We start from the raw sequence: 21,688 nt of genomic DNA, 5'->3' as shown, positions 1-21,688 counted from the left end.
GCATCTCCTGCTATTGCGGCGTCTCCGGCCATGCATGGCGCGGATAGCGCCGCATCAGTTCGCGCCGCACCTGCGGATAAAGCCGCTGCCAGAAGCCCGCCAGATCCGTCGTCGTCTGCACCGCCCGCTGATTCGGCGCGAGCAGGTGAATCACCACAGGAATCTGCGCCGGCCCGATGCGCGGCGTCTCCTTCATCCCGAAGAAATCCTGAAGGCGGGAAGCAATCCACGGAGCTTTGCCACGCTCGTAATACACGCGCGTCTGTCTACCCGCCTGCAATCGGATGTTGAGCGGCGCAAGCGACTGCAACCTCTGTGCTCCCGCCTGCTGCTCCACCAGAGGCAACAGGTCCTTCGCCGCGGAGCGCAGCTGCGAGAAGCTTTTCAGCCCCATGCACAACTCGCGCAGCGTAGCCTCCACATCCGGCGGCTCAAGCCCAGCGAATTCGATTCGCGCCAGCAGTGCCTCGAGCGCCTCCGCATCCACAAACCGTACAAGGCCAACCTCCACGGCCTTCTTTGCCAGCAGCGCGGATGCAGCCTCTTCCTCCACTTTCGCGCCGCGCGTCTCGTCCACCACCAGGTCGTCGTACAGCAGCGTGCTCACCGCCTCCACGCGCTCGCCGTCCGCATGCCACTCCACGGTATTGCGCTCGGTCACACGCTCAGGAAACAGATCGAGCAGCCAGTCGGGTTCGATCGCTGAGACCATTTGTATCCGCGGCAGTGGCTTATCCCTGCGATCCTCCGCATCGACTGCCACCATGAACTCGTGCACCGCGTCGTCACCCGCTAGCTCCGCCGAGCCGCCCGTCGAAAGCTGCACCAGCCTGCCCGAGCGGCGACGAGCGACGCGATCCGGAAACGCCGCCAACACGGCCCTGCGCAGCGTTTCATCATGCTTCTTCTGCTGCGGCGCGGGCTTCGCCACGCGGCGAATCTGCTCCAGCTGCTGCCGCAGCAACGGACTGAAACGCAGCTCGTCCATCGCCTCCAGCAGGTCGGTCTTTCGGCTTTGCACATCGGAGGCCAGCAGCGCCGCGGCAAGGCAACCCTCTTCACCCACGCCAGCCTCGAGCGCATCCATCACCAGCCGCGCCAATCTTGGCGGCAGCGGATACCGAGCCATCTGCCGCGCCGCATCCCCCTGCGCGCCCAGGCGATCCAGCAGCGTCTCCGCCTGCAGCAGCGCAGCCTCAGGCGGCGCGTCGAGCCACGCAAGGCCACCTACGGACTCCTGCGGAGCCGCCCGCAGCGCGAGGCACAACTGCGAAAGATCGCTGCGCAGAATCTCCGGGGTGTCATGCTCCGGGCGCCGCAGAAAATCTTCTTCCGGATAAAGCCGCAACACGCGCCCCGGCGCTGTACGGCCCGCGCGGCCCGCACGCTGCGTCGCGGAAGCCTTGCTCACACGCGCCACCTCGAGCGTCGGCAGCCCGGTCCATACCGAGTGGCTCGCCACGCGCGCCAGCCCGCTGTCGATCACCGCCGTCACGCCCGCCACCGTCACCGAGCTCTCGGCCACATTGGTTGCGAAGATAACCTTTCGCCGGAAAGAAGGCGCGACCGCCAGGTCCTGCTCTTCTGGCGTCAGCCCGCCATACAGGGGCAGCGCCAGCAGGTCATGCCGCCGCACCACCGCATCGCACTCCCGCATCGAGCGTCGAATCTCCGCCACGCCCGGCAGGAAGACAAGAATGCTGCCGTCGTGCCCCTCGTTCATCAGCTTCTCGACCGCATTCCTCACCTGCGCCTCCGGCGGCTGCGAGGAATACGGCAGGTGCTCGACCGTGACCGGGAAGGTCCGTCCTTCGGAGTGCAGCAGCGGCACGCCACCCAGAAACTCCGTCAACCCGGCCGTCTCGAGCGTCGCCGACATCACCACCAGCTTCAGCTCGGGCCGTCTCTGCTGCAGCTGCCGCAGCAGCGCCAGCGCAAAATCTCCCTCGATATGCCGCTCGTGGAATTCGTCCAGGATCACCACATCCACCGCGCGCAGCAGAGGGTCCGAGAGCAGCCTTCGCGTCAGGATGCCTTCCGTCAGGAAGCGCAGCCGCGTCTTCGGTCCGCTCTTCTCCTCGAAGCGCACCTGGTAGCCGACCGTTCCGCCCACAGGCTCGCCCATTTCACGGGCCACCTGCCGCGCCGCCATGCGCGCCGCGATGCGCCGCGGCTCCAGCACCAGCACCTCGCCCTTCACCAGCGAGAGCAGATGAGCCGGAATTCGGGTAGTCTTACCGGCGCCGGGATGCGCCTGCACAATCAGGTTCGAATGTCGTTCAAGCGATGACGCAATCGCGGGCAGGATCGCGTCGACGGGCAGAAACATGCGTGTACTCACCAAAAATGATCGAACCACGCTCGCCCGGCGGCGTCAACGCGACCCCCAAATGAGGCAGGAAACTTCCCCGGAAACGCCGCCATGCAAGATTCTCCGTCGCAAGGCAGCATGTTCCACATACAAAATGATACGTTCGTATATGACAAATCTTTGAGGCCGGCCGGCATGCTGAAAATCGACTCCCATCATCATCTGTGGCGCTTCTCGGACGAATATGCCTGGATCGGCGACGAGATGGCGCTCCTGCGCCGTGATTTCCTCCCCGAAGATCTGGCCGCCGAGATGCAAAGCGCAGATGTCTCCGGCGCAGTCGCCGTGCAGGCCCGTCAAACCGTCGAAGAAACGGAATGGCTGCTCAGGTTGGCGCAGCCTTCGTCGCCCGGCCAGCCTTCACCGATTGTGGGCGTAGTCGGCTGGCTGCCAATCGCCGCCGAAAACTTCCCTGCGCATCTCGAACGCTTCGCCGCCGACAAGCGTCTGTGCGGCCTTCGCCACGTCGTCCAGGCCGAGCCGGACGGCTTCCTCGATGCGCCGGACTTCAACCACGGCATCGATGCGCTCACCCGCAGCGGGCTGACCTACGACATCCTCATCTATGCGCGCCAGCTGCCGGAGGCGATCCGCTTCGTCGACCAGCATCCGCAACAGTCCTTCGTCCTCGACCACATCGCCAAGCCGGATATCCGCGCCGGGGCACTCGAAAGCTGGGGCGCAAACATCCGCGAGCTCGCGCAGCGGGCCCATGTCGCCTGCAAGCTCTCCGGCATGGTCACGGAAACCGACTGGCTGCGCTGGACACCCGCAGAGCTGCAACCGTATTTTGACGTCGTCCTCGAAGCTTTCAGCCCCGATCGCCTGATGGCCGGCACGGATTGGCCTGTCGTCACCGTCGGCGCAAGCTACGCCCAGTGGTGGCGAACCATCGAAGGCTGGATCTCCGCGCTCAGCGCTGGTGAGCAGGCACAGATTCTCGGGCTCACTGCAGCCCGCGTATACGGACTCGATCTTTCACAGATTTCTCGATCCTCATGACGGCAAGATTTGCGAGCCGTCCTTTCATCCCTCTCTTAAGGAGAATTTGCAATGAAGTTTGTTACATATGAAGGCACAGCAGGCGCAAGCCGCGTAGGCGTTCTCTCCGAAGGCTCGGTCTACGAGCTTGCCGGCTTTGCCAACATGCAGGCCGTCATCGCTGAGCCCGCAAAGGCCGAAGCCACCGCAAAGACCACCATCGCCGGCGGCAACGGCACCCCCGAAGCGCAGGCGAAGGTGCTCGCCCCCATCGCGCGTCCGCCCCGCATCTTCTGCATCGGCCTCAACTACGCCAGTCATGCGGATGAATCGCAGATGAAGGTGCAGGCCGTCCCGACCGTGTTCATGAAGCTCGCCTCCTCGGTCACCGGCCCGGACACTGACGTGATCCTGCCCTACAACAGCACACAGCCCGACTACGAAGCCGAGCTGGCCGTCGTCATCGCCAAGCCCGGCTATCGCGTCAAGGCCGCCGACTGGCAGGAGTACGTCTTCGGCTACACCATCGTCAACGACATCAGCGCCCGCGACATCCAGCTGGCCACCACCCAGTGGACCCTCGGCAAGAGCTTCCCCACCTTCACGCCGCTTGGCCCCGCCATCGTGACCAAGGACGAAATCGCCGATCCGCACGCGCTCGACATCAGCCTCACCGTGGACGGCGAAACCCTGCAGAGCTCGAACACAAAGCACCTCATCTTCAAGATCCCGCAGCTCATCGAGTACATCTCCTCGCTCACCCCGCTCGAAGCCGGAGACATCATCAGCACCGGCACGCCCGAAGGCGTAGGCCTCGGCCGCACGCCACAGCGCTGGCTCCGCGACAACGAAGAGATGGTCATCCGTATCGAAGGCGTCGGCGAGCTGCGCAACAAGACTCGCGCGGAGAAGCAGGCTTAATGGCAAGCACGATTCGCATCACCGGCATCCGCACCGTCGATCTCCGCTTCCCCACCTCGCGCTTCCACATCGGCTCGGACGCGGTGAACAAGGACCCCGACTACTCGGCAGCCTACTGCATCCTCGAAACGGACAGCACCCACGAGGGCCACGGCCTTACCTTCACCCTCGGCCGCGGCACCGACCTCTGCGTGCAGGCCATCGAGTACCTCTCGCGCTTCGTCGTCGGACGCACGCTCGAGTCCATACAACTGGACATGGCAAGCTTCTGCCGTGATCTCATCGGCGACACCCAGTTCCGTTGGCTCGGCCCGGAAAAGGGCGTCGTCCATCTCGCCGCGGCCGCGCTCGTCAACGCCGTGTGGGATCTCTGGGCCAAGGTCGAAGGCAAGCCCGTGTGGCTGCTGCTCACCGACATGACCCCGGAGCAGATCGTCTCGCTCATCGATTTCCGTTACATCGACGATGCGCTTTCGCCCGCCGAGGCTCTCGCAATCCTGAAGAGCAACGAGGCCACCAGGGCCGAACGCGTCGCCCAGCTGCGCGCCAACGGGCTGCAGGCCTACACCACCTCCGCGGGCTGGTTCGGCTTCAGCGATGAGAAGATCAAGCGCCTCTGCCAGGAAGGCCTGCGTGATGGCTGGACACACTTCAAGCTGAAGGTCGGCGGCGATGCAACCGACGATCTCCGCCGCGGCAAGCTCGTCCGCTCCGAGATCGGCTGGGACAACAAGCTCATGGTCGACGCCAACCAGAAGTGGGGCGTGCTTGAAGCCATCGAGCGCACCACCGCGCTCAAGGAACTCGATCCGTGGTGGATGGAAGAACCCACCAGCCCGGACGACATCCTCGGCCATGCCCGCATCCGCAAGGAGAGCGGCGTCCGCATCGCCACCGGCGAGCACTGCCACAGCAAGGTGATGTTCAAACAGCTGCTGCAGGCCGGTTCCATCGACGTCTGCCAGATCGACAGCTGCCGCGTCGCCGGCGTCAACGAGAACCTTGCCATCATTCTCCTGGCGGCGAAGTTCGGTGTGCCGGTCTGCCCGCATGCGGGCGGCGTGGGACTTTGTGAATATGTGCAGCATCTCTCGGCCTTCGATTACATCTGGGCCTCGGCCTCGCTCGAAGACCGCGTGGTTGAGTACGTGGACCATCTCCATGAGCATTTCCTCACGCCGGTACGCATCGAGCGCGGACGCTACATGCTGCCCGAAGCCGCGGGCTACAGCATCGAGATCAAGCCTGAGTCGCTCGCCGAGTTCACCTTCCCTACCGGCGCAGCCTGGGTAGAAGAACTCAAAGCCGAAGCAAAGGCATAACCATCGCATAACCGGGGCCGCTCCATGCGGCCCCTTTGCATCATCGGAGGATTCATGGCAGAGATCACTCTCAAGGGAAAGCGCGCGCTGGTCACCGGCGCAGCCAGCGGCATCGGCCGCGCCATCGCGACAAAGTTCGCCGAAGCCGGCGCGGAAGTCTTCGTCCTCGACCTGAACGCGGAGGCCGCGCAGAAAACCGCTGCCGAGATCGCAACCGCGACCGGCAGCACCTGTCATGCGCTGTCCGCAGACGTCAGCGACGAAACCAGTGTGGCTAAAGCCTTCGCCGCGCTGCCCGAAAATAAGCTCGACGTGCTGGTGAACAGCGCAGGTATCGCCCACGTCGGCTCCATCGAAACCACCTCGGCGGACGACTTCGATCGCCTCTACAAGGTGAATGTGCGCGGCACCTTCCTCGTCATGCAGGAAGCGATCAAGCGCATGTCGGCGGCGAAGTCCGGCGTCATCCTCAACCTCGCCTCCATCGCCGCCACCACCGGCCTGGACAAGCGTTTCGCCTACGGCATGACCAAGGGCGCCGTGCTCGCCATGACGCTCTCCGTCGCAAAGGACTGCCTGCCCTACAACATCCGCTGCAACTGCATCTCGCCCGCACGCGTGCATACGCCCTTCGTCGACGGCTTCCTCGCGAAGAACTACCCCGGCCGCGAGACAGAGATGATGGCGACGCTCGCCGCCGCGCAGCCCATTGGACGCATGGGCACCCCGGCAGAAATCGGCGACCTCGCCCTCTACCTTTGCTCCGACACGGCAAGCTTCATCACCGGCGTCGATTGGCTCATCGACGGCGGCTTCACCAACCTTCGCTAGCTCAACCAGAGGTCCCACCCATGACAGGCAGTTGGTCATGGGTGGGACCTCACACGAAACCCTGACACGGCTAGATGCAGCTGAAACGCGCTTCTAACTCACTTGCACCATAATCTTCGTAAACGCTGAGGGCGTCTCCGACCACTTCGCCAAAATGGCAGGTGCTTCCTGCACAGGCACCACCGCAGACACAGCACGCTCCACAGGAAAACGGCCGGCTTCGAGCATTGAGATCACTTCGATAAAGTCAGCAGGAAGTGCGTTGCGTGAGCCGATGATGTCCAGCTCCTTCTGCACAAAGAGTTTTGTCTCGTAGGCAACGGGTTCCTTGGCATAGCCGATATATACGACGCGTCCCGTAAATGCGACTTCTTCAACCGCTGCGCGAAAAGTTTCCTGCAATCCGATTGCTTCGATGACGACGTCAGGGCCATGCCCATCAGTCAACTGCCGCAGTCGCGCGCGAAAGTCTTCTCGGCTGGAATGGATCACCTCCGCTGCTCCCGCCGCGCGTGCAGTCTCCAGTTTGGTGTCGTCCATGTCGATTGCAATGGTCCGCGCACCTCGAAAAGCAGCGCCGGCTACCGCGCCTAAGCCAACGCCTCCGCAACCAAAGACTGCCACAGTATCGATGCTCGTGATGCGGCCTCTCACAACCGCATGCATGCCTACAGTCAGCGGCTCGACAATACACAGCTCTCTCAGCGAGAGGCTGGACGGGTAAACCTTGGCTTCCGGAACAGCAATCCACTCTGTCAACGCGCCATCGCGTTGCACACCCAGGGTCTGGTTATATCTGCATGCGTTCTCACGCTGGTTGCGGCAGGCAGCACATTGTCCGCAACTGGTATAAGGCGATACGGCCACGCGTGTTCCCTCGGGAATTGCTGCCGAGCCCTGTACCACTGTCGCGGCAATTTCATGCCCGATCACGCGGGGATAAGCAATCAAAGGGTTTCTTCCGCGAAAACTGTTCAAATCGGTGCCGCACAGCCCGACCTGCTCCACACGCAGCAGCAACTCTCCGGTTGCGATCTTCGGCTGCGGTACTTCGATTACCTTCGCCTCTCCGGGCGCCATCAGGGATACAGCTTTCATCTTTTCCTCACACTGCCGCCTCAGCCTAACATCATAAAAACAAGATCAGCAATTATGATTCTTATTTACCACTTATGAAAATTAATCTTCACTCTTCCCCCACAAAGTGATAAACCATGGAATTGAAAATCTGTGCTTCAAGCACGCGATTTTCATTTATCCCAGGTTCTTTTCTGACATGGATCGCCGTCGTTTTCTCGTTTCTCTCGCTGCTTCCACGGTCGCTCTGCGCTACGCCCTAACGCAGCCTGCTCAATGCTCCATCGCCTTTTCGCCAGAAGCCTTGCCACACGCAGTTCCGTCCGACTTCATCGGTCTTTCTTATGAAAGTGCACAGCTTGCGAACCCTGTTTTTTTCTCCCGCGAGAATCACGCACTGATTGCCCTCTTCCGCGAACTCTCAGCCCATGGCAACCTTCGTCTCGGTGGCGGATCGAGCGAATACACAACCTTTTCAGCGGATACGCGCGGGCAATCGCCTCCACCTTTTGAAGCATTTGGGCCCGATACGTCAAAGACCCTGAAATCGGGAACTATCACGACCACGTTCGCTTTGCATCACCTGCGCGGCTTTCTGGATGCCACCGGCTGGAACTGTCTTTACGGGCTCAACCTGGGCCAGGGCTCGATCGCAAATGCTGTCCTTGAGGCCGCTGCGGTCCAGCAGATCCTGGGGCCTCGGCTGCTTGCCTTCCAGATTGGCAATGAACCCGACAGCTTTCGCAATCGCTACCGTCCTGCGAGCTATGGAGTCTCGGATTATCTAACGGAATGGAGTCGTTTTCACGATGCCATTGTGCATCATGTGCCGGACGCGCACTTTGCAGGCCCGGACATCTCGAACAAGCTTGCCTACCTGACCATGTTCGCGCAGCAAACGCCACGTTATTCCAACGTAATTTTGCTTACCAGCCACGACTACGCCATGGGACCAGCAGGCAACGCACACGCTACGCTCAGCAATCTCCTTAGCGACGACCCAGCGACAAGCACACTTCCAGCGAGCGGACTCCTGGTGATCACGGAGGCGTGCGATGCAGCGCATCTTCCTTATCGCATGTCCGAGGGCAATTCCTGCTGGAACGGTGGCCAGGCCGGTGTCTCTGACGTATTCGCTTCGGCGTTATGGTCAGCAGGATATCTCCTGCGCTGTATGCGTCGTGGCTGGGCAGGAGTGAATTTCCATGGAGGAGGAGACGGAATTTATTCTCCCATCACCGGCGCCCCGTCGCAGGGGTTCACACGCCGTCCCGAGTACTTTGGTATTCGCTTCATGCAGCGGTTCGCAGGCGCCTCCATCGTCCCAGTAAGTCTTTCCGGAGTTTCCGGCCACGTGGATGCTTCCGCTTTTTCGCATCACGGCAAAGTCGAATTGGCTGTCATCAATCGCTCACCAGAAGAGCTTCGTTTCATCCTTCCTGCTGGCGTTACGGCCGCGAAAACATCGATCCTGCACGCTCCGTCCCTCGATGCAAAGGAAGGAATCCAGATTTCCGAACCGCGCGAGACGCACGAATCGGTAATAACAGCATCTCCGTATACAGCGAACATTTTCACTCTGAGCGGTCTCACACTCCGGAGAGCATGAAACATCTCACTCCTCGCATCTCTCGACGTCGTTTCTTGAGTGGAGCCACGGCACTCGCTGCCGCTGCAGGCAACCGCCGGCTCACTGCGCTACCCCTCGCGAACGACGAACAACCCAGTCCTTTTACACTGCACTTCGAGCAGCCAGCATCGAAGTGGCCAGACGCCCTGCCCGTCGGCAATGGACGGCTCGGCGCCGTTGTCTTCGGTCAACCATCCGTCGAGCGCATTCAACTCAATGAGGAGTCTATCTGGGACGGCGAACCTGGCCGCAACCGCACGAATCCCGCCGCAGCAGCAGCCATTCCAAAGATCCGCGAGTTGCTCTTTCAGGGAAAGATTGCCGATGCTGAACAGCTTGCCCTCGCTGATGTTCTCGCACTGCCGCGCCGTATGCCTTGCTACCAGACCTTGGGCGATCTCCATCTCGACTTCTCACCGATAGGCATTGGCGACGCATCGGAGTTGAAAGATTATCGATTGCAACTCGATCTCGATACAGCGATCGTTTCCACGCGTTTCACGTTCCAGGAAGTTGCCTACCGTCGAGATGTCTTTGTGTCCGCGCCGGATCAGGTCATTGTCGTACGTCTCACCGCAAGCCGGTCCTCCAGCCTCTCATTCCGCATCACACTCGACCGCCCCAATAGCTTCTCTGTGGAGTCACCATCCGCGCATCGTCTTGTCATGACCGGACAGGCGCTTCCCTTTCACGACAACCCCGGATCGCCGATAAAGGAACATCAGACTGGCGTGCGCTTTTATGCTGAGCTGCGCGTTCTTTGCAAAGGCGGCAATGTCGCAACCGCTCCAGGCAACACGCTCGCAATTACACGGGGTGATGAAGTCACTCTTCTGCTCGACTGTGCTACGAGCTACCGTTATCCCGCGCATACAGGCAAGATCGCGGGCACAGATGCTGATGTCCTCGTAGGCGATGAGGCGGCTATGCGCTCTGCCGTTGACAGAAATCTCTCCTCCGCCGCGCGCCGTAGCTATGCCGACCTGCGCAGCCGTCATCTCGCCGACTTTCGCCGATACTTTCGGCGCGCTTCCATCGACTTTGGCCCAGACCCGAACGCAGCATTGCCGACCGATCGGCGGGTGAAGGCCATGAAGCAGGGTGAAGAAGATATCCACCTCCTGCCAATCTACTTTCAGTACGGCCGTTACATGCTTATTTCCAGCTCACGGCCAGGAACCCTCGCGTCGAACCTGCAGGGCATTTGGAACGAGAGCATCGATCCTCCGTGGGGATCCAAGTACACCATCAACATCAATACGGAGATGAACTATTGGTTTGCCGATACGGCAAACCTCGCAGAACTGCAGTTTCCACTTTTCGATCTGTTGCAAGCAACGAAGCCCCAGGGCACGCGCACGGCAAACGAGATGTATCGTGCCCGTGGATCTGTTGTGCACCACAATACCGATATTTGGGGCGACGCCTGCCCGATCGACGGGCTTGGCGGAGGCCTCTGGCCCATGGGTGCAAGCTGGTTATCGCTGCACCTCTGGCGGCATTTCGCCTTTCATGGAGACATGCGCTTTCTTGCGGAGCAGGCCTATCCGGCCTTGCGTGAGAATGCCATCTTCCTGCTCGACTACATGGTGCGCGATCCCGCGACGGGACATCTCGTCACAGGCCCGAGTTGCTCGCCAGAGAACGCCTATCAGCTCCCTGATGGGAAAAGCTACAACCTGTGCATGGCGCCGACCATGGATATTGCAATAACGCGTGCTGTCTTTTCCCGGCTGCTCGCGGCTGCCGCTCGCTTAGCCCATACCAGCTATCCCCTTGCGGACACTGATGTTCTGCGTCGTGTACGAGAGGCTCTGGGCCAGCTCCCTCCATATCAGATTGCGGCAGATGGACGACTGCAGGAATGGCAGCAGGATTATAAGGATCATGAACCGGGCCATCGGCACATCTCCCATCTTTTTGGGCTCTTTCCAGAAGATCAGATCACGCCAGCGGATACTCCGCAGCTTGCACGTGCGGCACGGCTGGTTCTCGATCGAAGGCTCGCAGCCGGGGGTGGTTCCACCGGATGGTCACGCTCCTGGATCATCAACTGCATGGCGCGGCTTGGCGATGGAGAAGCCTGCTACGACAATATCCGCGAGCTTTTCTGCCAGTCCGTTCGCCCAAACTTTTTCGATGTATGCGGACTGAAGGAAAACTCACCCTTCCAGATTGACGGCAATCTGGGAGCGCCATGCGGAATGATCGAGATGCTCTTGCAATCCCATGGTCACACCCCACTGGATGCAAACGGTAACTACCAGGAAAAAGATATTCTTCTTCGCCTGCTTCCCGCTCTCCCCTCGGCTTGGCACACAGGCAGCTTCCGTGGATTAAGGGCGCGGGGTGGCCTTGAGATCGACATGAACTGGTCGGGCGGCAGGGTCAGTTCCGCAACGCTGCGCGCATCTCGTGATCAGACCTATCGCTTGCAACTCCCGCCGGGACAGTCAGAGGTTTCGGTGAACGAACATGCAGTGAACGTTGCGCCTGGATCGCTCCCCGTAATCTACGTTCAGGCCGGTCACACCTATAAGCTGAAATTTCCGTCGTGACATGTATCGCAACAGAAAAGCCCGCCATGCCGGCGGGCTTTTCTATTCTGTCTGCCAATCTAAAATAGGATATGGATCCCGCCTTGTAATTGCCTGTTCGTATTCTGCTGGCCCGTAATCGTTCCAAAAGCGGCAGATGTCGGGCTCAGATTCGGTGCGCTGAACTGCACGCGATTGAATGCGTTGAAGGCATCGATACGCGGCTGTATTTCCCACTGATCATGAATACGGAAGTTCTTCAGGATGGAGAAATCCCAGTCATCGGTCACATCAGCGCGCCATGCATAAAGCGGAAACGTCCTGTAGTTATAGGCATTCGGCTGAATATCCGGGTTGTACGAAGCCGAACCGACCGTGTTGTTGCAGGACGTGGTGCCGTTCTCACAGGTGCGCGTGTCGAAGACAGAGGTATTGAAAGCAGCGCCTTTTGCGTTATGCGGGTGGTTATCAATATCGTGCCAGTTGCCGTTGTAGATGACATTGCCCCAGCTATAGGGCGTGCCCGAATCGAAGCTCCATACAGTGCTGAGCTCCCATCCGCCAAATATTTCGTCAACGAGCGCAGGCGAGTCGCTCATGAAGGCGCGCCCGCGTCCAAAGGGCAACTGGTAAATTGCGGTCACATGCAAACTGTGAGGAAAGTCGGAGCTGGTTTCGCCATACCATAACGCCCCTCCATCATTGAGCTGGGATTGCGCGCCAAGATTGCGGGAATAGGTGTAATTCACATCCAGGTCGAGCCCGTTTTCCATGCGCTTGTGCAGGTGCGCGATCAGTGCGTTGTAATTGGAGCTGGCATAGGGGACCAATTGTTGCGTCACGCTGCTGTACTCCGAATAGGGCCACAACAATTCTGACTGCGTAAGTGTCGACGCTGTGCCAATCGTGGTTGTAGCGCCGGGTCCGATAAATTTGCCTTTGTAGGGGTTGGCGACGGTGGCATTGTAGGTAGCCGTAAGAGCAGCATCGTAATAGCGGGAGCGGCTAAGATACGCTACCGGTACGCTTCCGCCACCACCGTTGATCGCGTTCGAGAAAGCCTGGTGCACCTGGTGCGTGTTCACATAACCGATGTCGAGCATCCAGTTCTTCTTAAACTGCTGCTGGATATCGATGCTGCTTCGCATGGCATACGGCACTTTGACATCTCCATAAAACACAATGGAGCTGCCAAGATTCGTATTGATACCCAGAGCCGAGCCCGTAGGCTGAACAATCGGGTTTGAACCGGTAGGAAATGGATTGGACAACGTGGTAAGCACCGTCTGATTGTCGTTATCGGAGACGATCATGTCCGTGGTCTGTGAGTACCCGTAGGCCTGGCTTTGGTAGTAGTTATTGAACGGGCTTTCAAAAATGCCCCATCCAAGACGGATTGCCGTTGTGCCATGGGTAAAGTCCGGCGAATACGCCAGTCCGACTCGAGGCCCAAAATACAGAGGAGCCGTGTGATATGCGTGCCGGTTGTCCGCACTCGCATAAATGACGCCACCTGTCGGGGTAAACTCCGAAACCGGTAGCAGAGAAGGCGCGGCTGCATATGCCGTCGCTGCGTCTGCGGAAGCCACATTCTGAATACTCGGATCCCATCCCGCGGTCATGCGGTTCTGGCTCTCATCGACCGGGGTTTCATGCTCTAACCGCATCCCCAGGCTTGCGGTCAGGTTTGGAAGAATCTTCCAGTCATCCTGCACAAAAATAGCGTTATACCAGTTGTTGTACTGGAACCTGGTATTGAGGTCGAAGGATCCGCTGGATGGTAAGCCGAGGGCAAGAAGCGCAAAGCTGCTGCCGAAAGGTTGAATCGTGCCTGCGGATCCGCTGGTTACAAAGTCGGTCGAACCGGTGCTAAAGGTATAGGTACCGTTCGCATTGCCGGGCGTCAGCACGGAGTCCTTGTTGGAACGGATATCCGGACCGATCTTGATCGTATGATGACCGATTGTCTTATCGAAACTGGCAAAGAACTGGATCGAGTCATACGCCGCATAGCTTCCTGGCTCGCTGCTGATACTGGGAATGCCCGAGTAACCGTTATCTGAAAAGGTCAGCCGCGGCAGTGCGTGGTCAGTCGAATCTGTGCTGATGTAAGAAGGAAATCCGATGCTCGAAGGGTCATAACCGGCACTGTTTGGATTCGAAGAGTTGACGCTCCGGCTGAAGCCCAGACGAGTCTCGAGAAATGTCGTGCTGTTGAAGGTATGGGTATCGTCGATCGAGCCTCCCCATAGCAGCACCTCTGCATCCGTTCCCGTTGCAAAGCTATTGAACACATTGGACTCTTCTGTATACGAGGTGCTGCGATGGAGTTCACCGTAGATCTTGTTCGACTGGCTGATGGCAACATCGATGCGAGCGGCATTCGACTTGTAGTTGTTCTGCGTTGGATCGTCAGCGAAGTAGTTATTGGTCCCATCCGGCTTCGTAGCCGACCCGGTATAGTTTGGCAAAGGAAACAATGCGAGATAGTTGGCCGCAACCGGATCGATTGTCAGTCCGGCATTCGCAAAGATGTTATCGGGGATCGGAGATCGGGTGAAGCTCGTCGCACCATTCACCGTTGTTGCTACGGAAGAGTAAGGATTGTAGAGCTGGTAATTCGGTGAAACGGAAAGCAGTGAAGAAAAATCGCCTTGGCGCTCTGCCGCGGTCGGAACGCTCCCGATCGTGGTAGCAGGCAAGGTACCGATGTATCCCTCGAAGGCGTACTCGAAGAAGACCTTGTTATGCCAGTCGACAACGTGCGGAATATAGATCGGGCCACCGATTGCGCCGCCGAACTGGTTGAAATGGGTGGATGGCACTGCCACACCCGGACTTGTGAAATACGGCTCCGCAGTCAGCGGACGCGAACCTGAGTAATACTCCGATCCAGTGCCGTGAAACTGATTGGTGCCAGGCTTTGTGGTGATATTCACCACGCCCCCAGAAGTGTCGCCGAATGAGGCGTCCGAGGTGAAAACATCCACGTGGACCGCGTCGACAGAATCGAGTTGAGGGCTGAATCCGGAAGTGCGACTGGAATCCTGCATATTCGGAACGCCGTTCAGCAGTAACTCGTTGGATGCGGAGTTACCGCCACCAATCGAAAAGTCATCCGCCGCGCTGTTGTCAAAAGGACGGGTTTGCGCCTGCGAGTGCTTTCCTTTTGAGACCACGCCGTACTCATCGCGCGTAAAACCAAGAGGAGAGCGCCCATTGCTCGGCAGATCTTCCACTTCCTTTGCCGTCAGTGTCTGTCCCGTTTCCGCCGTGGCCGTATCGATCAAGGCGCTGGCTCCGGAGACCGTCACCGTCTCGCTTACATTGCCGACCATTAGAGCAATGTTTTCAGTGAGTGTTTGTTCCGTTGTCAGAACCAACCCTATGTGCCGGTAGCTCTTGAAGCCAGGCGCATCCGCAGTCACCTCGTAGGTGCCCTGCTGCAGAAACGGCACCGTGTAGTCTCCGGCTTCATTGGAGCGGACATTGACCGTCACCCCGGTATCCGTGTTTCGCACGGTGATGGCAGCGCCCGGAACACGCGCACCCGTGCTATCTGTCACGTGTCCTGTGAGGGTGGAATGAACCTCTTGCGCCAGTAGGATGCCGAGGCTCAAGGGTATAAGACTGGCCCAAAGAAGAACCAAACGCCACTTCATGAGCTGTACTCCGTTTTACTCAAAAAGTAAAAGTTAACGACAGCTCGTGAAAATAGTTTACGCAATGAGGAGATGTCAAGCGACATTCACGCAAATAATAAGAGCGAAGAATTCGCGCGGATTCACGGCGGGCACACAGCCCGCGCACGTGCATCAGTGGTAGGCGAAGGATTGCTTAAGAGATAAGAGGCGACAAGAAAAGAGCAGATAGTGCGCAGCCTCTATCCGTTCGCGGGAAAATCATGCTGCGGGGCATGGCGCCCCGCAGAGCCTACAGTTTTTTGGCAATGTTCCGTGCAGCTTCCAGCAAAGCCGCCTGGATCTCCAGCTCGCGCTTGTTATCCATGCGAATCGCGGGTGTCGACAGGCTGACGGCTGTCACAACTGGCTTGTTTGCCGCGCTCACAGCAGCGGCGAAGCAAATACCTCCGCGAATGGACTCTTCACGGTCGCAGGCCACGCCGCTCTTGCGCACCTGAGCGAGCTCAGCAAATAAATGCTGACGGTCGGTAATGGTGTGCTCGGTACGTGCGGTCAGTCCATAGACCTCAAGCAGGCGGTCAGCCAGGGGACGGTCCTGGAATGCAGTAATCGCCTTGCCCAGTGCGGAGCAATGTGGAGGCAGCACGCGTCCTACCTTGTTCGTCATGCGGATCTCGTGGAAGGTCTCCAAACAATCCAGCACATGGATACGGTCGTCGAACAGATAAGCCAGGCTTGCAGTTTCATTGAACGCGTTGACTAAGCGCTCCAACTCAGGCCGGGCAATTTCCCGGACCCGGTCAGCCGCACGCACCAGCCATCCAAAAATCAACCTTGGCGACAACTGGTATGTGCCATCGCGGAACTGCTGCAGGTATTCGTGCTTTTCAAGCGTGCGGAGTACGCGGAACAGGGACGACTCCGGCAACCCCGCCCGCGCACTGATTTCCTTCAGCGAAAGCGGTACCTGGCCGTCGAAGCAATTCAGTACGTCCAGTGCGCGGCCAATGGATCGCAGATAATAGGCATCCTCATCCGATGGTGTTTCCGTGCTGGCCATCGCCCACTTGGGAACGCGCCTGCGGGTTGCTGTTTTCGTTGCCGGCACCGGTTTGCTTTGCACTTTCTTCATAGTCGACTCTCTCGGTGAAGGCGTGCAACTCATGAACTGGCCTTCATGCTGGGTAGATGCTGTGCGCTATTGTAGGGTACCCAAACTATTTTCGCTTATATCGATTAATTTTCAAAATACGTTGACTTTATTCTTCATGCTTCGTTAGAACTCGAAGCGATGTGTGCCTGAGGCGCACGGCAGATCGAAGGCCCCGCGGCCGAAGGAATCGATGACAGATGGATCGACGAGAGATGCTCAAATTCAGCGCGGCCACGCTGGCCTCTACTTTGCAGCCATCCGCAATGGCAGTGGCCAAAGAGCGAGCCTCATCGCTGGCCTCTCAAGCAGTGGAGCAATGGGGCATCTTCGAAATCGCGCTCGAAGGTCCGGCCACCGGCAATCCATTCCAGGAGGTCACGCTCGCTGCCACCTTCACCCACGAGCATCGCTCCATCGAGATCAAAGGCTTTTACGACGGAGACGGCGTCTACCGCATTCGCTTTATGCCCGATATGCAGGGCGTATGGACCTGCATCAGTACCAGTTCGGCAAAGCAACTCAATGGCCACCGCACCCAGTTCGTCTGCACCGCACCATCACCCGGAAACCATGGTCCGGTTACAACAGCGCACCGCTTTCATTTTCTCTATGCGGATGGCACAGCATACTTCCCGTTCGGCACAACTACCTACGCATTGCTCTTTGCCTCAGATGAAGATGCTGCCACATCCCTCACCGCAATGAAAGGTGTGTTCAACAAAACGCGAGCCTGTGTGCTACCAAAACCTCTGGGACAGGGACCGCAGATGCTTCCCTTCCCGTCCAGCGGGGCTCAGGTGGATGGGCGAGGCGGCACGAATGACTACACACGCTTCAACCCAGCCTATTTCCGCCTGCTCGAAAAGCGCATTCTGGAACTGCAATCCGCTGGAATCGAGGCCGATTGCATTTTGTTTCACCCCTACGATGCATGGGGATACAAAACGATGCCCCCGGAAGCTGATGACTTCTATCTGCGATACGTCGTCGCCCGCCTCGCCGCATATCGCAATGTATGGTGGTCCATTGCGAATGAGTATGACCTGATCAAGGCCAGGACCACGGCGGACTGGGATCGCTTCTTTCGTATCGTTCAGGCGGAAGATCCCTATAGCCACCTTCGCTCCATCCATCACTCTGCAGTCATCTACGACCACTCGAAGCCATGGTGCACGCATGCGAGTTTGCAAAGCTACGATTTTGAGAAGTCAGCGGAACGCCGCGCAGCGTGGAACAAGCCCATCATCTACGACGAGATTCAATATGAGGGCGATGTCGAACGCCGCTGGGGCAATCTTTCCGCCGAAGAGATGACGCGGCGTTTCTGGCTTGCCGCCGTGCGTGGTGTTTATGCCTCGCACGGAGAGGTATTTATCGCAGAAGAAACCGGTCCGCACGCGCATGAACCGAGCTGGTCGGACGCAGGCCGTCTGCGTGGCGAATCTGCTCCACGCATTCGATTTCTGCACGATTTGATCGCGGCGCATACGCACGTGGGGCTCAACGAATTTGAAGGCTCCTATTACCTCAGCTCCGGCTCTCCAAATGAGCTCTACCTCTGGTATTTCGATGATCACCGCCCTGCACGTTATGAATTTCCGTTGCCCAATACTGCAAATTTTGAGGCCACACTCATCGATCCATATGCGATGACCCAGACGAAACTGGATGGAACCTTCTCCGGAAAGTCTCGTATCTCGCTCCCCAGCCGTCCATATCAGGCCATTCTCTTCCGCAAGGTGTCGGACGTTACCGGCAAGCCCACCGGCAAGGCTCCCACGCCTGAGGTGCAGGATTGACGATGTCGATACGCCGCGCTGCCTTACTCTTTTTTGTGATCGCATCGTCTTCCGTAGCGACATGGGCCGCACCGCGAGTGGAGATTTCCACCACAGCGACGCCGCGCGAGCAGTTCGCTGCTGAACGCGTGCGGGATGCGGTTGCCGCCTTGCCCGGTCATGAGAGCATCCTGCTCGCTACCCGGCACGACCCTCTGTTGGCGCGATACGACAAGAAAATTCCCGATCTCTGGCCCGGTGCAACGGAAGGCTTTCTGCTCAGGCGTGTTGACAACACAATTCTTGTTGCCGGATACGATCCCTCAGGCGTGCTGTATGGAGCCGAGGAACTCATTGCCCGTATCCACGCACTCCACGCGATACCTCGCACTCTCGACTTTGAAGATCATCCTCAACTCAAAATCCGCGGAGCGGTCATCGGGCTCCAGAAACCGGAAATCACCTACGAAGGTGCGGAATACGATTATCCCTACACGCCGCAGAACTTTCCCTGGTTCTATGACAGGGTTGCGTGGACCCGTTATCTTGACCAGCTCGTCGAGCAACGCACCAATGCACTGTTTCTTTGGAACGGTCATCCCTTCACATCGCTTCTCAAGCTGCCCAAATATCCCGAGGCCCAGGAGCTTTCCAGCGCACAGCTGGAGCAGAGCATCGCCATGTTCCGCTGGCTTACGAATGAGGCAGACAAACGCGGCATCTGGATTTTGCAGGGCTTCTATAACATCCACCTTTCACATGCCTTTGCGCGGGCTCACAATCTGCCATATCACCTTTCTGCGCCCAGCCCTTTGGCCAGCGAGTACACGCGCTATTGCATCTCCGAATTTATTCGTGAATACCCGAACGTCGGAATTTTCATGACGCTTGGAGAAGCTATGGGACCACACTATGGCCCCGAATGGCTTACGCAAACCATCATTCCCGGAGTCCTCGACGGACTCGCCGAAGAGGAAAAGGCTGTCGGCCACCCCGTGCCACAGCCTCCCATCGTGGTGCGAGCGCACGCTACTGATATCGATAAGGTTCTGACAGACGCGAAGCCGCTCTATTCCAATATCGACAGCATGTGGAAGTGGAACGGCGAATCCTTTACCTGGACAAATATTCGCGGCAGCGTCAAAAGCCAGTTCCAGAGGATGGTGACTAACTCCAACGACACCATTGTGAACATGCACCTGATGTCGAACCTCGAACCGTTCCGATGGGGCAACCCCGACTTCATTCGCGAAACCGCGATCAACTTTGTGAGGCTTGGCATCGGTGGAGTACATGTTTACCCGCTCCGCTACTGGGATTGGCCCGTTTCCGCCGATAAAACGGAACCGTTGCTGCTACAAACTGACCGGGACTGGATCTGGTTTGCCGGGTGGGCGCGCTATGCCTGGAACCCCGAGCGCGATCCTGCCCTGGAAAAGCAGTACTGGGCCGAGCAGTTCACGCGCCGCTTTGCCGTTCCGGGAGGCATTGACGCAAATGGACACAGCGAAACAGTCGTTGGACTCGAAAGTGCTGATGCGTTCGCAGATCAGCCTCATCACTACAGCGCCGAACAGATCAACGCAGGACGAAGTCTGCTCGCAGCCTATGAAGACTCAGGCGTGGCTGCTCCCGAGGTCATTCGGCGCTTGGGCATTACCGAGGGCAATCGAGAGGTGCTGTCGCTGGGCATGACGATGCCGCAGTTGATCGACGCGGCGCGCTTCAACCCCGCGACAACACTCTGGACCGCGGATGCGCCAGATGGCGAGGAGCTGGACGAATGGGTCAGCACTGAAATTCACGGAGGCAAGCATCACGGCGAAAATCCTCTCAGTGTCGCCGCGGATGCTGCCGAAAAGACAAGAACTGCGGTGCAGGAGGCAGAGGCTGCATCTCCCGGCATCGCAGAGTCGGCGCGGCCTGAATATAACCGCGTCGTAAACGATCTGCGGGCACTTGCTGCGCTGATGGCCTTCTACCACGCGAAGGTGCAGGCAGCGGCACTCGTAATGCGCTACGGCTATGATCATGACCTGGCGCACCTGAACGCTGCGCGGCCATTGCTGGCCGAAAGCGTCGAAGACTTCGCCGAGCTCACCCGGCTTACCGAAACGACCTATCGCGATGCGGCTGGCATGGAGACCTCGCAACGGCAGATCCCCGTACGTGGAGGACCGGAGACAAACCACTGGCGCAACCTTCTGCCCGTCTATCAAAAAGAACTGGCCATTTACGATCTCCGCCTCAAGGCACTGACGTCAGGCTCAGCGCCTCAGCCCGGTTCCGATCTCGCTCCGCTGCCTCAGATAGGATTCACGCTTGATGGTGGCGGCGGTGAAGTGTTCACAGTGAACAAAGGAGCGAACCTCTCTACCGATCAGCAGGAAGTGATCACGTGGATTTCTCCGGAGCTCAACGGCCTCAAGGGGATTCGCATCTCCGCTCACCAGGACACCCCAATCCGCTTCACGCTCGATCGCCCTGCGCAAATTCTCGTCGGCTTTTTCAAATCGAATTCACGCAAGGCCACGAACGTCTCACCCGATACCGAGCAATGGAATATCCTGCTGACCGACGCCGTCACCCCGCAGAAGGGATTGCCCATCAACGTGTGGACAAAACCGCTGGCCGCTGGCGAGAATGATCTCGATCTGGGCAAAGGGGCCTACGTCGTACTCGGATTCATTCCAGAGGAGACGCACGTTACGCCGCACATCGCCTTTGACCCCAACAGCAAGCAGCCGCCGAACCTGGACTGGCTCTTCGAGAACTAGCAGGTCAAGGCTGCCCGGCCGGCGGATCATGCCGGCTGAGCAGTTGCTGCGCTTCCGCTTTTGTTACCTGAAAAAAACTGCCATGCTTTGCGCCATCCGGCAAGGCGATCTTGTCGTCCGCACTCTGCCAGTGAATCCAGTCCGAAGTCTCCACGGCTTCGAATCGTGCCCGGGGTGGCCGGTAGTGATCGTAGAAGACGATCCACTGGTCGCGAACATGGATGACACTCGCGCCTTCCGACCAACTCTCGTTGATCGGCGCTGAGGCGTCTCCCCATGGGCCCGCCACAGTCAGACCGGCAACCCAACGCTCGTTGTACCGAAGAGGATCGGGAGTCTGATCTTTGAACACCATCACCAGATCCTTCTTTCCGTGCAGCTCGCGATGCACGATAGTGGCATCGATCACCGGATACCCGCGGTCGAAGAACTTTTCCGGTTGACTGAAGCTCTGCCAATCATGCGTCCAGGCCGACCATAAACGCAGCCCTTCCGCCTGCCTGCCGTCCTCCGCCTGCAGGGAGCTTGCCCAGACAATCAGCCATTGCTTTTTCTTCGTATCCCAGTAGGTTTCCGGAGCCCACGTGTTCCGCACACCGGGAAAGCCGCCCATGACCTTCACCTCTCGCTGCGGCTGCCACCTCACCAGATCATCGGAGCTCGCAA

Annotated in this window: 13 protein-coding genes; 8 read left to right on the top strand and 5 right to left on the bottom strand. The window is 58.7% G+C overall.

Annotated elements, in window-relative coordinates; translation table 11 throughout:
• Nucleotides 1-10 precede the first annotated feature (10 nt).
• Nucleotides 11-2,329: an ATP-dependent helicase HrpB gene (gene hrpB, locus QM649_RS16855; protein WP_415200231.1), complete on the bottom strand. Its 2,319-nt coding sequence runs from the start codon at nucleotides 2,327-2,329 to the stop codon at nucleotides 11-13.
• 177 nt (nucleotides 2,330-2,506) lie between these two features.
• Between hrpB and QM649_RS16850 the strand changes: the two genes are divergently transcribed.
• The 4 genes from QM649_RS16850 to QM649_RS16835 are packed head-to-tail and all read left to right on the top strand — an operon-like array spanning nucleotide 2,507 to nucleotide 6,426.
• Nucleotides 2,507-3,373, top strand: a complete 867-nt coding sequence (locus tag QM649_RS16850; protein ID WP_415200230.1) for an amidohydrolase family protein — start codon at nucleotides 2,507-2,509, stop codon at nucleotides 3,371-3,373.
• A 51-nt stretch (nucleotides 3,374-3,424) separates the two neighbouring features.
• On the top strand, nucleotides 3,425-4,273 hold the full coding sequence (locus QM649_RS16845) for a fumarylacetoacetate hydrolase family protein (RefSeq protein WP_415200229.1): 849 nt from the start codon (nucleotides 3,425-3,427) through the stop codon (nucleotides 4,271-4,273).
• Complete coding sequence (locus tag QM649_RS16840; protein WP_415200228.1) at nucleotides 4,273-5,595, top strand: enolase C-terminal domain-like protein; 1,323 nt, start codon at nucleotides 4,273-4,275, stop codon at nucleotides 5,593-5,595. Before QM649_RS16845 ends, QM649_RS16840 begins: the two co-directional genes overlap by 1 nt.
• Nucleotides 5,596-5,649: 54 nt before the next feature.
• The gene (locus QM649_RS16835) at nucleotides 5,650-6,426 is read left to right on the top strand and encodes an SDR family NAD(P)-dependent oxidoreductase (RefSeq protein WP_415200227.1); all 777 of its coding nucleotides are present in this window, start codon (nucleotides 5,650-5,652) and stop codon (nucleotides 6,424-6,426) included.
• A gap of 93 nt (nucleotides 6,427-6,519) precedes the next feature.
• Here QM649_RS16835 and QM649_RS16830 read toward each other — a convergent pair whose 3' ends face one another.
• Nucleotides 6,520-7,524 (bottom strand): zinc-binding alcohol dehydrogenase family protein, encoded by a 1,005-nt coding sequence (locus tag QM649_RS16830; protein WP_415200226.1) that lies wholly within the window; start codon nucleotides 7,522-7,524, stop codon nucleotides 6,520-6,522.
• Between the two features lie 283 nt (nucleotides 7,525-7,807).
• On the opposite strand from QM649_RS16830, the gene QM649_RS16825 reads away from it, so the two are divergent.
• Both QM649_RS16825 and QM649_RS16820 read left to right on the top strand, forming a co-directional pair.
• The gene (locus tag QM649_RS16825; protein WP_415200225.1) at nucleotides 7,808-9,112 is read left to right on the top strand and encodes a hypothetical protein; all 1,305 of its coding nucleotides are present in this window, start codon (nucleotides 7,808-7,810) and stop codon (nucleotides 9,110-9,112) included.
• A complete protein-coding gene (locus QM649_RS16820; RefSeq protein WP_415200224.1) occupies nucleotides 9,109-11,691 on the top strand; it encodes a glycosyl hydrolase family 95 catalytic domain-containing protein in 2,583 nt (860 codons plus the stop codon). The genes QM649_RS16825 and QM649_RS16820 overlap by 4 nt, the downstream gene beginning before the upstream one ends.
• 59 nt (nucleotides 11,692-11,750) lie before the next feature.
• On the opposite strand, the gene QM649_RS16815 is transcribed toward QM649_RS16820, so the two are convergent.
• Both QM649_RS16815 and QM649_RS16810 read right to left on the bottom strand, forming a co-directional pair.
• Nucleotides 11,751-15,332, bottom strand: coding sequence for a carboxypeptidase regulatory-like domain-containing protein (locus QM649_RS16815; protein WP_415200223.1), 3,582 nt, complete (start codon nucleotides 15,330-15,332; stop codon nucleotides 11,751-11,753).
• A gap of 271 nt (nucleotides 15,333-15,603) precedes the next feature.
• Nucleotides 15,604-16,446 carry an IclR family transcriptional regulator gene (locus tag QM649_RS16810; protein ID WP_415200222.1) on the bottom strand — a complete coding sequence of 281 codons (843 nt, stop codon included), beginning with the start codon at nucleotides 16,444-16,446 and terminating at the stop codon, nucleotides 15,604-15,606.
• A gap of 218 nt (nucleotides 16,447-16,664) precedes the next feature.
• On the opposite strand from QM649_RS16810, the gene QM649_RS16805 reads away from it, so the two are divergent.
• Nucleotides 16,665-18,266: a DUF5060 domain-containing protein gene (locus QM649_RS16805; protein ID WP_415200221.1), complete on the top strand. Its 1,602-nt coding sequence runs from the start codon at nucleotides 16,665-16,667 to the stop codon at nucleotides 18,264-18,266.
• A 2-nt stretch (nucleotides 18,267-18,268) separates the two neighbouring features.
• On the top strand, nucleotides 18,269-21,022 hold the full coding sequence (locus QM649_RS16800) for a hypothetical protein (protein ID WP_415200220.1): 2,754 nt from the start codon (nucleotides 18,269-18,271) through the stop codon (nucleotides 21,020-21,022).
• A gap of 4 nt (nucleotides 21,023-21,026) precedes the next feature.
• On the opposite strand, the gene QM649_RS16795 is transcribed toward QM649_RS16800, so the two are convergent.
• A partial coding sequence (locus QM649_RS16795; RefSeq protein WP_415200219.1) for a hypothetical protein occupies nucleotides 21,027-21,688 on the bottom strand: 662 nt, incomplete at its 5' end.

Source organism: Silvibacterium sp. (assembly GCF_047605705.1).
Classification (GTDB): domain Bacteria; phylum Acidobacteriota; class Terriglobia; order Terriglobales; family Acidobacteriaceae; genus Silvibacterium.
This window is presented reverse-complemented; position numbering and strand designations above follow the sequence as displayed.

Excerpts from the sequence above, each read along its gene's own strand:
- QM649_RS16810 (WP_415200222.1), bottom strand. The coding sequence starts at position 16,446 with ATGAAGAAAGTGCAAAGCAAACCGGTGCCGGCAACGAAAACAGCAACC.
- QM649_RS16835 (WP_415200227.1), top strand. The coding sequence starts at position 5,650 with ATGGCAGAGATCACTCTCAAGGGAAAGCGCGCGCTGGTCACCGGCGCA.
- QM649_RS16800 (WP_415200220.1), top strand. The coding sequence starts at position 18,269 with ATGTCGATACGCCGCGCTGCCTTACTCTTTTTTGTGATCGCATCGTCT.
- QM649_RS16845 (WP_415200229.1), top strand. The coding sequence starts at position 3,425 with ATGAAGTTTGTTACATATGAAGGCACAGCAGGCGCAAGCCGCGTAGGC.
- QM649_RS16805 (WP_415200221.1), top strand. The coding sequence starts at position 16,665 with ATGGATCGACGAGAGATGCTCAAATTCAGCGCGGCCACGCTGGCCTCT.
- QM649_RS16850 (WP_415200230.1), top strand. The coding sequence starts at position 2,507 with ATGCTGAAAATCGACTCCCATCATCATCTGTGGCGCTTCTCGGACGAA.
- QM649_RS16830 (WP_415200226.1), bottom strand. The coding sequence starts at position 7,524 with ATGAAAGCTGTATCCCTGATGGCGCCCGGAGAGGCGAAGGTAATCGAA.
- hrpB (WP_415200231.1), bottom strand. The coding sequence starts at position 2,329 with ATGTTTCTGCCCGTCGACGCGATCCTGCCCGCGATTGCGTCATCGCTT.
- QM649_RS16815 (WP_415200223.1), bottom strand. The coding sequence starts at position 15,332 with ATGAAGTGGCGTTTGGTTCTTCTTTGGGCCAGTCTTATACCCTTGAGC.
- QM649_RS16820 (WP_415200224.1), top strand. The coding sequence starts at position 9,109 with ATGAAACATCTCACTCCTCGCATCTCTCGACGTCGTTTCTTGAGTGGA.
- QM649_RS16840 (WP_415200228.1), top strand. The coding sequence starts at position 4,273 with ATGGCAAGCACGATTCGCATCACCGGCATCCGCACCGTCGATCTCCGC.